Annotated in this window: 7 protein-coding genes; 4 read left to right on the top strand and 3 right to left on the bottom strand. The window is 71.3% G+C overall.

The genetic code is table 11. The features are described 5' to 3' along the window. Positions 1 to 272: 272 nt before the first annotated feature. Positions 273 to 818, bottom strand: a complete 546-nt coding sequence (locus ACZ4Z3_RS03810) for an Rv3235 family protein (protein ID WP_468499491.1) — start codon at positions 816 to 818, stop codon at positions 273 to 275. 419 nt (positions 819 to 1237) lie between these two features. On the opposite strand from ACZ4Z3_RS03810, the gene ACZ4Z3_RS03805 reads away from it, so the two are divergent. Both ACZ4Z3_RS03805 and ACZ4Z3_RS03800 read left to right on the top strand, forming a co-directional pair. Beyond that, positions 1238 to 1753: a DUF6912 family protein gene (locus tag ACZ4Z3_RS03805; RefSeq protein ID WP_468499490.1), complete on the top strand. Its 516-nt coding sequence runs from the start codon at positions 1238 to 1240 to the stop codon at positions 1751 to 1753. Positions 1754 to 1848: 95 nt separating this feature from the next. Then, on the top strand, positions 1849 to 2520 hold the full coding sequence (locus ACZ4Z3_RS03800; RefSeq protein ID WP_468499489.1) for an HAD family hydrolase: 672 nt from the start codon (positions 1849 to 1851) through the stop codon (positions 2518 to 2520). A 92-nt stretch (positions 2521 to 2612) separates the two neighbouring features. On the opposite strand, the gene ACZ4Z3_RS03795 is transcribed toward ACZ4Z3_RS03800, so the two are convergent. Further along, entirely contained in the window at positions 2613 to 3179 is a 567-nt protein-coding gene (locus tag ACZ4Z3_RS03795; RefSeq protein ID WP_468499488.1) for a DJ-1/PfpI family protein, read from the bottom strand. Between the two features lie 265 nt (positions 3180 to 3444). Between ACZ4Z3_RS03795 and ACZ4Z3_RS03790 the strand changes: the two genes are divergently transcribed. Both ACZ4Z3_RS03790 and ACZ4Z3_RS03785 read left to right on the top strand, forming a co-directional pair. Then, entirely contained in the window at positions 3445 to 5073 is a 1629-nt protein-coding gene (locus ACZ4Z3_RS03790) for an IS200/IS605 family accessory protein TnpB-related protein (protein ID WP_468499487.1), read from the top strand. 677 nt (positions 5074 to 5750) lie between these two features. Next, positions 5751 to 10727: an NAD-glutamate dehydrogenase gene (locus ACZ4Z3_RS03785; protein WP_468499486.1), complete on the top strand. Its 4977-nt coding sequence runs from the start codon at positions 5751 to 5753 to the stop codon at positions 10725 to 10727. A 61-nt stretch (positions 10728 to 10788) separates the two neighbouring features. Here ACZ4Z3_RS03785 and ACZ4Z3_RS03780 read toward each other — a convergent pair whose 3' ends face one another. Beyond that, entirely contained in the window at positions 10789 to 12564 is a 1776-nt protein-coding gene (locus ACZ4Z3_RS03780; RefSeq protein ID WP_468499540.1) for a serine/threonine-protein kinase, read from the bottom strand. Between the last annotated feature and the right edge of the window lie 31 nt (positions 12565 to 12595).

Below are 12595 nucleotides of genomic sequence, written 5' to 3'. Positions count from 1 at the left end.
CCGCGGCGCCGCCCGGCGTACAGGTGAACGGGCGTGGGCCCGTGGCGCCGACGTCGGCGCTTGTGGGCGGTGAGGCGGTAGGCCGCAGACCGTGAGGCAAGGAAGGGCCGGGCATCTTCGGGTGCCCGGCCCTTCTGTGCGCGCGGGGGTGGGTGCGGGTGCGGGTTCGTCGGCGGGTGCGGGTGGTGTGTGGCTTCTCGCGCGGTTCCCCGCGCCCCTGAAGGCTCGGGCCTGCGGCCCGGCCTTCAGCGGGACGGCCCGGTGGACGGGGGTCAGTCGTCCGCGTGGGGGCGCCTGGGGCCGCCCAGTTCCACCGCTGTGCAGCGCCAGCGGTGGTCCGGGCCGTGTTCCAGGCGGAAGGCCATGGCGCTGAGGCGGTCGCCCGCGCCGACGCGGGCGAAGACCTCCAGTGCGCCGGGAGCGGCCACGTAGTAGCCGATGTCGCGGATGACCGGGTCCGCGCCGTGGACGGCGCGCAGGGGGCCTCGTTCGGCGAGCCAGGCCAGTTCGTCGTAGGCGCGGCTCGCGGTGTGGCGCAGCATGCTGTGGACGGGGCGGCGGCCGCTCAGGACGGCCAGGAGGAGGTCCGCGAAGCGGTCGGTGGGGCGGGGCCGCTGGGCGGCGGGAGCGGTGAGGACCTGGGGGAGGAGGGCGGCGGCCGTGTCCCGCGCGGCGGTCGGCACACGGCCGTCGCGTGCCGTGGACCGGCCGCCGCCCGGTGTCGTGCGGGCGGGGGTGCGGCCGGGGCGGCGGGTGTCGTGGCGTACGGGCGGGCGGGTGCCGGGGCGGCGCTGGGTCCTGGTCATGACCTTGTTCATCGGGATCCCGTTCCTCGGAGTCGGTGAGCCGCTGGTACCACTCGGTAACTTCGCGTTGGGGATCTTGTACGAGGCGGGAGGTCGGCGCCGCAAGGAACGGCGGCGAAGCGGCGGAGGACCCGGAATGTTCACCTATCAGAGTGATGAGGGCAGGGTTCCGGCCCGTCGCGGCGGGGGCGGGCCGGGTGAGGCGGTGGGTGCGGTGTGGACGGGGCGGGAGGGGTGGGCGGGGGCTCGAAAGGGGACGCCGCACGTATCCTGAAGGACCGTCGGGACCGACTCCTCGTACCGCCCCGGGTGCCTTCCGGGGTGCGGGAGTGATCCCCGCGGGGTACGGATCGTTCCCGGCGGGGGTGGACCCCTCGTCGGAGCCCTCCGCGGAGCCTTGACAGCGAACACGACTACGAAAGCGGCCTGCCATGCGCGTCTACGTCCCCCTGACCCTTCCCGGGCTCGCCGAGGCGTACAAGACGGGGCAGTTGGGGGAGGGGCCGTTCGTCGCGTACGCCGTCACGCCGGCGCTGCGCGAGTGGTACCTGTCCGACGACATCGAGGAGTTGGAGTACGCCGCCCTGAACCGCGCCGCGCTCGCGTCGTTGCGGCTGGTCGCCGTGGAGCCGGGTGCCGCCCGGCGCCGGGTCGTCGTGGCGGTGGACGTGGCCGACCGGGACGCGGTCGCCGATCCCGACCGGGGGCTCGACCCGACGGCGCTCGGCGAGGTGCGGGTCGCGGGGCCGGTGCCGCTGTCCAAGGCGGCGGCCGTGCACGTCGACTCGGCGGAGGCCGAGGCCGAGGTGGCCGAGGCGGCGGACGCGCTCGGGGCGGCGGACCAGGGCGACGACGACGCCCAGTTCATCGTCGACGGCGCGGACGACCACGAGCTGCTGTGGTACGCGACGCAGGAGATCCCGAACCTTGTGGGGCTCGGGGAGTGACTCCGACGCGGCGCGGCCGGTGATGCGTACGCGTTTGCGGGGTGCGTACTCAAGGTCACGGTGCGTTGTCAGTGGTGAGGGGTAGTTTTTTCGCTATGGGGAAGTACGGCGCTGGGGCGCACATCGTCTGGGACTGGAACGGCACGTTGTTCCATGACAACGAGGCGATCATCGGGGCGACGAACGCGGCGTTCGCCGAGCTGGGGATCGAGCCGCTCACCTTGGAGCGGTACCGGGAGCTGTACTGCGTGCCGGTGCCGAAGTTCTACGAGCGGCTGATCGGGCGGCTGCCCACCGATGAGGAGTGGGACGCCATGGACGCCGTCTTCCATCGGTACTACGCCGAGCACCGGGTCGCGTGCGGGCTCACCGACGGGGTGCCCACGCTGCTCGCCGACTGGCGGTCCGAGGGGCACAGCCAGTCGATCCTCAGCATGTACGTGCACGAGGAACTCGTGCCGCTGGTACGGGGATTCGGGATCGAGCCGCACTTCATCCGGGTCGACGGGCGGCGGGGGCCGTCCGGGGGCAGCAAGGCCGAGCACATGGTGCGGCACCTGCGCAGGCTCGTCGGGGTGGAGCCGGAGCGGACCGTCGTGATCGGGGACGCCGCGGACGACGCCGTCGCCGCCCGGCACGTCGGGGCGCGGGCCGTCCTCTACACCGGGGGGTCCCACAGCCGGGCGAGTCTGGAGACCGTGCCCGGGGTGCCCGTGGTGGACACCTTGGAGGAGGCCGTCATGGAGGCCGAGCGGCTGGCGGCGTAGCGCGTCGCCGACCCGGACGACCACCGACCCAGGGCGCCACCGGTTCGGATGAGCGCCCGCTCGGCGCCCCCGGCTCCTGCCCCCCGTCACCCTCAGGTCGCCGGGGCCTTCGTCCGCAGGACCTTCAGGAACTCGCGCATCCAGCTCGGGTGGTCCGGCCACGCGCGCGCGGAGACCAGGGTGCCGTCGATCACGGTCTCGGTGTCCTGGAAGGTCGCCCCCGCCGACTGCATGTCGAGCTCCAGCGCGGGGTACGCCGTGACGCGGCGCCCGTGGAGCGCGTCCACGGCGGCGGTGAGCAGCGGCCCGTGGCAGATCTGGGCGACCGGCTTGTCCGTGTCGAAGAACGACTTGAGGATCTTGCGCAGCTCCGGGTCGTTGCGGAGGTACTCCGGGGCCCGGCCGCCGGGGATGACGAGGGCGACGTACTGGCCGGGGTCGACCTCGGAGAAGGCCAGGTCCGCCGGCCACGTGTACCCCGGTTTCTCCGTGTAGGTGTCGTAACCGGGCTCGAAGTCATGGACGACGAAGCGGAGCTGCTTGCGGCTGGGGGCGGCGATGTGGACCTCGTAGCCCTCTTCCCGCAGGCGCTGGTAGGGGTACAGGACCTCCAGTGACTCGGCCGCGTCACCGGTGATGATGAGGATCTTGGCTGTCATGGCGGGTTCCCCTCGGCCTCGTGGTGGTTCGTCTCGTCGGGGTGTCCTGGGCAACGTGCATCCAGGGTGGGGGTGTGAACTGTTCAGGGTTGACTGCGCACAAGCATGCTCTGCCGCGTATCAATGAGTGCCCGGACTGCTTCCCGCGTGGCCTCATGGGGGTGAACGAAGGTTCTTCGGTCGAATATGTGACCTTCGCCCGTGTGGGTCGTTGAGGAGCGTGGTGAGGGTTCGGCCGGTGCAGGGACGCTGGGCGTGATCGGGGATGGGTGGGTTGCGGGAGTTGGCGGCGACCTTCGTCGCCGTGGGCCCGTCGGGTGTGGCGGTGCGTAACCGGCTCAGGCAGCTGACGGCGGAGGACAAGCACGTTCTTCGTCTGATGGGGGATCATCTGGGCGCGCTGGCCTCGCGGGATCTGAAGGTCCGCTGCGCGGTGGGGCTGGACCATGACGCAGAGGGGTGGGCCGAGCGCAAGCGGGCTGTGACGGCGGTGTCGTCCTCCCGCTGGGCCGGTTCGATCACGAAGGCCACGCATGATCAGTGGGCGCTGGCCCGGCGGAGTCAGCTCGCGCACATCCAGCAGCTGGAAGCGGGGGTGCGCACGATCACGCACCGGTTGTCGCTGCCGTTGGGCGAGAAGGGCGGCAAGCGCGCTCCGGGGGGTTATGCGAGCAGGCGGGAGTGGCATGCGAAGGCGCGCCGTCTGCACGTGCTCACCGACCGGCTCCAAGCCGTTCGGGCGGACTGGGAGGCCGGGCGCGTGCACGTGGTGCGGGGCGGGAAGCAGTTGCTGACCACCCGCCACCACCTGGATGCCGCGCAGCTCACCGAGGAGCAGTGGCGTATCCGGTGGCAGGGGGAGCGGCGTTTCCTGCAGGCCGACGGCGAGTCCGGCAAGCGCTTCGGCAACGAGACCATCCGCGTCACCCCCGACGGCGAGGTCTCCCTCAGACTCCCCGCGCCGCTCGTGCATCTGGCGAACGCCCCGCACGGCCGCTATGTCCTCGCCGCCCGCGTGAGGTTCGCGCACCGGGGTGAGCAGTGGGCCGACCGCGTCAGCGCGAACCGGGCCGTGGCCTACCGCATCCACGAGGACCCCGCCCGCGGCCGCTGGTACCTGACCGCCTCCTGGACCAACCCGCTGGTGCAGACCGTGCCGCTGGCCGCGGTCCGCGCGGGTGGCCTGGTGGGGGTCGACACCAACGCCGACCACCTGGCCGCCTGGCGGCTCGACGCTCACGGCAACCCGCTCGGTGCCCCCAGACGGTTCGGCTACGACCTGACGGGCAGCGCCGCTCACCGTGACGCCCAGGTCAGGCATGCCCTGATCCGCCTGCTGCACTGGGCCCGCCGGCATCACCTCGCCATCGCCGTCGAGGACCTCGACTTCACCGGCGAGACGACTCGTGAGAAGCACGGCCGCCGCAAGCGGTTCCGCAGGCTGGTCTCCGGTATGCCCGTGGCCAGGCTGCGGGCCCGGCTGGTGTCGATGGCGGCCGGACTCGGCATTCCCGTCGTCGCCGTCGATCCCGCCTACACCAGCCGCTGGGGCGCCCAGCACTGGCAACAACCCCTCACCAGCAAGACAAGGAAAACCACCCGCCACGACGCGGCCGCCGTGGCGATCGGCAGGCGCGCCCTGGGACACCCGGTCCGGCGACGGACGGCACCGCCCCCACACGACCGGAGCGATCGTGCGGGGCATCGGACCGTCCAGGCCCCACCGGGCGTCCCGGGGCGTGAGGGAACCCGCCCCCGCGTTCCCGGACCACGGACAGGATCCGTGCGCGCCGGACGCGGAGCGAACGCGGGCGACCAGGACACCCAACACCGTTCGGGGTGCCCGGCTGAGCATGAGTTCTGGCAACAGGACCCACTCCCGCTCAGTGTTTAGGAACGGTTTGCCAAGGGGGTGTGCGGCGGTGCGGTGCCGACGCGGGCCTTCGCCACCTGCTTGGCGGCAGCCTCACCCTCCGATTGTCGCCTCGACCCGTCACCCGGCGCATTCCGGTCACCCGGCGTCCGGCCCGAACCCGGGTCGGGCCCCTCCCACGGGAGAAACCCTGGCCGCGCCCTGCCCGGGAGGCACAGTTGAGCGGGAGTATGCTCGGGTGGGCGGGGCGAGTGTGGAGGTCGGGTGGTTGTCTCTGTGTGGAATGTCAAAGTTCTGGCCCCGGTTTTGTACACATACGGCTCATGACGGGGGGCCTGTAAGGAGCGATAGCCTTAGTGGCGTGATCAGCGCGATAGTTCGCGGGGACGTCGTCGTCCCTGCCCCGCGCCCGGTGAGCACGGAGGACATCCGTGACCGGGCGGCGGTCGCTGGTCCTTGCGGGCGGGCGGGGCTTCTGAAAGCCCCCGGGGTGCCGAACGACGTCACCGGGCCGGCGCCGAGAGCAGCGTCACACCCCTGTTCGGTGGCCAGAATGGCCGATTCCCTCCCGCTCATCTCACCCCGCGGCATAGCGTCGAAGCAGACCGGACACCCCGTGTTGTGCCGTCGCGTCGGAGGGGCCGAGGCCGTACTTCCTTCTACGTCACGCAACGGCGCGCGACAGGAGCCAGAGGACAATGCAGACCAAGCTGGACGAAGCCAAGGCCGAGTTGCTCGAGAGGGCCGCCCGGGTAGCTGAGAACAGCCCGGTCGGGGGGCACCTACCGACTGGGACGACGAGCGAGAGTGCCGCGGGTGCACCGGACACCCCGGACCACGACACCGTGCTCGCGTTCCTCCAGCGCTACTACCTGCACACCGCCCCGGAGGACCTGAGCGGCCGTGACCCGGTCGACGTCTTCGGAGCCGCCTACTCCCACTACCGACTGGCCGAGAACCGCCCTCAGGGCACGGCCAACGTGAGGGTGCACACCCCGACCGTGGAGGAGAACGGCTGGACCTGCAGCCACTCCGTCGTCGAGGTCGTCACCGACGACATGCCCTTCCTCGTCGACTCCGTGACCAATGAGCTGTCACGGCAGGGACGGGGCATCCACGTCGTCATCCACCCGCAGGTCGTCGTCCGCCGCGATGTGACCGGCAAGCTCGTCGAGCTGGTCAGCGAGCCGTCCGCCGTCGCCGCCGCCGCGGCGGCCGTGGCCGCCGGCGAGGCGCTTCCGCACGACGCGCACATCGAGTCCTGGATCCATGTCGAGATCGACCGCGAGACCGACCGGGGCGACCTGAAGCAGATCACCAACGACCTGCTGCGGGTGCTGTCCGACGTGCGGGAGGCCGTCGAGGACTGGGAGAAGATGCGGGACGCGGCGCTGCGGATCGCCGAGGGACTGCCCACCGAACCCACCGCCGACGACCTGCGCGACCAGGAGGTGGAGGAGGCCCGCGAACTGCTGCGCTGGCTCGCCGACGACCACTTCACCTTCCTCGGCTACCGCGAGTACGAACTGCGTTCCGACGACACGCTCGCCGCCGTGCCGGGGACCGGGCTCGGGATCCTGCGGGCCGACCCGCACCACGCCGGGCCCGACCAGCACCCCGTCAGCTCCTCCTTCGATCGGCTGCCCGCCGACGCCCGCGCCAAGGCCCGCGAGCACAAGCTCCTCATCCTCACCAAGGCCAACAGTCGCGCCACCGTCCACCGGCCGTCCTACCTCGACTACGTGGGCGTGAAGAAGTTCGACAGCGAGGGGAACGTCGTCGGTGAGCGACGGTTCCTCGGACTGTTCTCCTCGGCCGCCTACACCGAGTCCGTCCGCCGCGTCCCCGTCGTCCGCCGCAAGGTCGACGAGGTCCTCAGGGGCGCCGGGTTCTCGCCCAACAGCCACGACGGACGCGACCTGCTCCAGATCCTGGAGACCTACCCGCGTGACGAGCTGTTCCAGACGCCCGCCGACGAGCTGCGGTCCATCGTCACCTCCGTGCTCTACCTCCAGGAACGCCGACGGCTGCGGCTCTACCTGCGGCAGGACGAGTACGGGCGCTACTACTCCGCCCTCGTCTACCTGCCGCGCGACCGGTACACCACCGGTGTACGGCTGCGGATCATCGACATCCTCAAGGAGGAACTCGGCGGCACCAGCGTCGACTTCACCGCCTGGAACACCGAATCGATCCTCTCCCGGCTGCACTTCGTGGTCCGCGTCCCGCAGGGCACCGAACTGCCCCAGCTGACCGACGCCGACAAGGAGCGCGTCGAGGCCCGCCTGGTGGAGGCCGCCCGCTCGTGGGCCGACGGCTTCGGTGAGGCGCTCAACGCCGAACTGGGCGAGGAACGCGCCGCCGAGCTGCTGCGCCGCTACCACAACGCCTTCCCCGAGGGCTACAAGGCCGACCACAGCCCCCGCTCCGCCGTCGCCGACCTCGTCAACATCGAGCAGCTCGGCGAGGAGGAGGACTTCGCGCTCAGCCTGTACGAGCCCGTGGGCGCCGCGCCCGACGAACGGCGCTTCAAGATCTACCGCAAGGGCGGCTCGGTCTCGCTCTCCGCGGTGCTGCCGGTCCTCAACCGGCTCGGCGTCGAGGTCATCGACGAGCGTCCCTACGAGCTGCGCCGCGAGGACCGTACGACCGCCTGGATCTACGACTTCGGGCTGCGCATGCCCCGGTCGGCGGCCGGCGACTTCCTCGGCGGCGACGCCCGCGAACGGGTGCAGGAGGCGTTCGCCGCCACCTGGACCGGGCAGGCCGAGAACGACGGGTTCAACGCCCTGGTGCTGAGCGCCGGGCTCACCTGGCGGCAGGCCATGGTGCTGCGCGCGTACGCCAAGTACCTGCGGCAGGCCGGGTCCACCTTCAGCCAGGACTACATGGAGGACACCCTCCGCAACAACGTCCACACCACCCGGTTGCTCGTGTCGCTGTTCGAGGCGCGGATGTCGCCCGACCGGCAGCGGGCCGGACGCGAGATCGTCGACGCGCTCCTCGAAGAGGTCGACGCCGCGCTCGACCAGGTGGCCTCCCTCGACGAGGACCGCATCCTGCGGTCCTTCCTCACCGTCATCAAGGCGACACTGCGCACCAACTTCTTCCAGGAGGCGGCGGGCGGCAAGCCGCACGACTACGTCTCCATGAAGTTCGACCCGCAGGCCATCCCCGACCTGCCGGCGCCGCGCCCGGCGTTCGAGATCTGGGTGTACTCGCCGCGCGTCGAGGGCGTGCACCTGCGGTTCGGGAAGGTCGCCCGCGGCGGTCTGCGCTGGTCCGACCGGCGTGAGGACTTCCGCACGGAGATCCTGGGCCTGGTCAAGGCGCAGATGGTCAAGAACACCGTGATCGTGCCGGTCGGCGCCAAGGGCGGCTTCGTCGCCAAGCAGCTGCCCGACCCGTCGGTGGACCGCGACGCCTGGCTCGCCGAGGGCATCCGCAGCTACCGGACCTTCATCTCCGCGCTGCTCGACATCACCGACAACATGGTCGCCGGGGAGGTCGTCCCGCCCGCCGACGTCGTCCGGCACGACGAGGACGACACCTATCTCGTCGTCGCCGCAGACAAGGGCACCGCGACCTTCTCCGACATCGCCAACGAGGTCGCCGAGTCGTACAACTTCTGGCTCGGGGACGCCTTCGCCTCCGGCGGCAGCGCCGGCTACGACCACAAGGGCATGGGCATCACCGCCCGCGGCGCCTGGGAGTCCGTCAAGCGGCACTTCCGGGAGCTGGGCGTCGACACCCAGAGCGAGGACTTCACCGTCGTCGGCATCGGCGACATGTCCGGTGACGTGTTCGGCAACGGCATGCTGCTCAGCGAGCACATCCGCCTGGTCGCCGCCTTCGACCACCGGCACATCTTCATCGACCCCAACCCGGACGCCGCCACCTCGTACGCCGAGCGGCGCCGCATCTTCGAACTCCCGCGCTCCAGCTGGGAGGACTACGACGCCGACCTGATCTCCACCGGTGGCGGCGTCTTCCCGCGCACAGCCAAGGCCATCCCGATCAACGGCCACATCCGGGACGCCCTGGGCATCGAGGAGAAGATCTCCAAGATGACCCCGGCCGACCTGATGAAGGCGATCCTCAAGGCCCCCGTCGACCTGCTGTGGAACGGCGGCATCGGCACGTACGTCAAGTCGAGCACCGAGTCCCACGCCGACGTCGGCGACAAGGCCAACGACGCCATCCGCGTCGACGGACGGGACCTGCGGGTGCAGGTGGTCGGCGAGGGCGGCAACCTCGGCCTGACCCAGCTCGGCCGGATCGAGTTCGCGCAGAACGGCGGACGGGTCAACACCGACGCCATCGACAACAGCGCGGGCGTGGACACCTCCGACCACGAGGTGAACATCAAGATCCTGCTCAACGGCCTGGTCGCCGAGGGCGACATGACCGTCAAGCAGCGCAACAAGCTGCTCGCCGAGATGACCGACGAGGTCGGCCGGCTGGTCCTGCGCAACAACTACGCGCAGAACACGGCCATCGCCAACGCCCTCGCCCAGTCCAAGGACATGCTCCACGCCCAGCAGCGCTTCATGCGCCACCTGGTCAGGGAGGGCCACCTCGACCGGGCGCTGGAGTTCCTGCCCACCGACCGGCAGATCCGCGAGCGGCTGAACGCCGGGCACGGTCTCACCGGCCCGGAGACGGCCGTCCTCCTCGCGTACACGAAGATCACCGTCGCCGAGGAGCTGCTGCACACCTCGCTGCCGGACGACCCGTACCTGCGCACCCTGCTGCACACGTACTTCCCGACCGCGCTGCGCCAGCAGTTCTCCGAGCACATCGACAGCCACCCGCTGAGCCGGGAGATCGTCACCACCCTGCTCGTCAACGACACCGTCAACACGGGCGGGACGAGCTTCCTGCACCGGCTGCGGGAGGAGACCGGGGCCTCGCTGGAGGAGATCGTCCGGGCGCAGACCGCGTCCCGCGCGATCTTCGGGTCGGGCGCGGTGTGGGACGCGGTCGAGGGCCTGGACAACAAGGTCGACGCGGCCGTCCAGACCCGGATCCGGCTGCACTCCCGCCGCCTCGTCGAGCGCGGTACGCGCTGGCTGCTCAACAACCGGCCGCAGCCGCTGCAACTGACCGAGACCATCGCCTTCTTCAAGGACGGCGTGGACCTCGTCTGGGGCGAGCTGCCCAAGCTGCTGCGCGGCGCGGACCTGGAGTGGTACCAGCAGATCTACGACGAGCTGGCCGGCGCCGGAGTCCCCGAGGAACTGGCCACCCGCGTGGCGGGCTTCTCCTCGGCGTTTCCGACCCTCGACATCGTCGCCGTCGCCGACCGGGTCGGCCGGACGCCGATGGAGGTCGCCGAGGTGTACTACGACCTCGCCGACCGGCTGCGCATCACCCAGCTCATGGACCGCATCATCGAGCTGCCGCGCGCCGACCGCTGGCAGTCCATGGCCCGTGCGGCGATCCGCGAGGACCTGTACGCGGCGCACGCCTCCCTCACCGCGGACGTGCTGTCCGCCGGCAACGGCTCGTCCACGCCGGAGCAGCGGTTCAAGGTGTGGGAGCAGAAGAACGCGCCGATCCTGGGCCGGGCCCGGACGACGCTGGAGGAGATCCAGGGCTCCGACGCGTTCGACCTGGCCAACCTGTCGGTGGCCATGCGCACGATGCGCACCCTGCTGCGCACGCACTCGTAGGAGCACGGCGAGGGGGCGCCTCCGGGTTCCTCGGAACCCGGAGGCGCCCCCTCGCGTCGTGTCAGCGGTGGATCTCCCAGACGGTGACCGTGCCCTTGAGGTCGGGCAGGTAGTCGAGGTCACTGGGGGCCTCGACCTGGGTGATCGTCCACATCGCGAGGTTGCCCTCGCCGGTGACCGTGCAGAGGCGGTCGCCCTTGACGATCTCGTCGTCCCGGTTGATGGAGTCGCCGCTCAACGTCTCGGTGAAGGGGTTCTGCTCCGCTCCGGCCAGGCACTCCTCGGGGGTGCTGCCGTTCGCCTTGCCCATGGGCTGGGTGAAGGTGAGGTCGCGGGACGTCGCGGAGAACTCCTGGACCTCGACGCTCATGTAGTTGGACGGGTCGACCTTGGGGCCGTCGAGGTCCACGTAGGTGGTCTCCAGGCTGCCGGGGCTCAGCACGCTCATCGCCTTGTCCTCGAAGAGCTTGCTGAACGTGGCGTTCGCGGGCACGTCGGTGGTCGACTCGGTCGGGTCGGGCGTGGTTCCGCCCGAGTCTCCCGTCTCCGACTCGGTCGGCGTCGGGCTCGGCTTGTCTGTCTCCTCGTTCTTGGCCTTGTCGCCGCCGTTCGCCGTGTTGCTGGAGTTCTTGTCGTCGTCCTTCCCGTTCATCAGATACACCGCGGCCGCCGCGCCCGAGCCGACCGCCAGGACGAGGACGAGGGCGATGAGGCCCGCCTTCAGACCCCGGCGGCTCTTCTTGGGTGGCGTCGGGGCCGGGGTGGGGGCCGGCGGGGTGAGGTTGTACGTCTGGGCGGCGGGCTGCGGGTAGCCGTAGCCCGGGGCCGGGCCCTGGGCGGCGGGGCCGAAGCCTGCCAGGGGGGTCGCCTGCGGTACTCCCTGGGTGGTGCCCGCCGCCGGGGCGTGCGGCGGGGCCGTGGCCGGAGGCGCGGTCGCCGGGGGCGCCGTCGGGGGAGCGGTGACCGGAGGTGCGGTCGGGGGTGCCGTGGGCATCTGCGGCGCCGTCGGCTGCGGCGGGGTCCGCGCGGACTGCTCGCGCCGGGCGATCTCGGCGGTGAGCGGCTCCGGCAGCCAGCCGTTGAAGTCGCTGAGGCCGCGGCCCGCCAACTCCTGGCAGAGCGCCGCCAGTTCCTCCGTGCCGATGCGCTCGGCCGGGTCGGCGGTCAGGCAGCGCTCCAGCAGGGGACGCAACTGCTCGTCGAACCCGTCGAGTTGCGGCGGACGCTGAGCGGTGTTGGCGATCTGCGCGGCGATCGTGATGGCGCCGCCGTCGCCGTACGGGTGGCGGCCGGTGGCGGCGACCGCCGCGATCAGACCGAGGGAGAACACATCGGTCGCCGGGGTGACCCGCTCACCCAGCGCGTGCTCCGGGGACATGTACTGCGGGGTGCCGATCAGGCCGCCTGACTGCGTCAGTTGGGTGGCGTCGGCGGCGCGGGCGATACCGAAGTCGATGACGTACGGGCCCTGGGTGCCCAGCAGGATGTTGCTGGGCTTGAGGTCGCGGTGGATGACACCGGCCGCGTGGATCGACGTCAGGGCGCGGGCCGCGCAGCCGACCAGCTGGAAGACGGCGGGCAGCGGCAGCGGCCCGAACGCGACGAGGGCGTCGTGCAGGGGGATGCCGGCGATGAACGCGGAGGCCAGCCAGGGCAGTTCGCCGGTGGTGTCGTGGTCGACGACCGGGACGATGTGGTAGCCCTGGACGCGGCGGGCGGCCTGTACCTCCTGCTCGAAGCGGCGGCGGAAGTCCGCGTCCTGGCCGTACTCCCGGCGGATGACCTTCAGGGCGACCGGCTGGCCGCCGCGGGTGTGCGACAGATAGACCGTGCCCATGCCGCCCTCGCCGATGCGGGCCTGCAGGTGG

Source organism: Streptomyces sp. NPDC030296, from assembly GCF_055572815.1.
The sequence above is the reverse complement of the archived record's forward strand: the minus strand, read 5'-3'. Positions and strand labels throughout refer to the sequence as shown.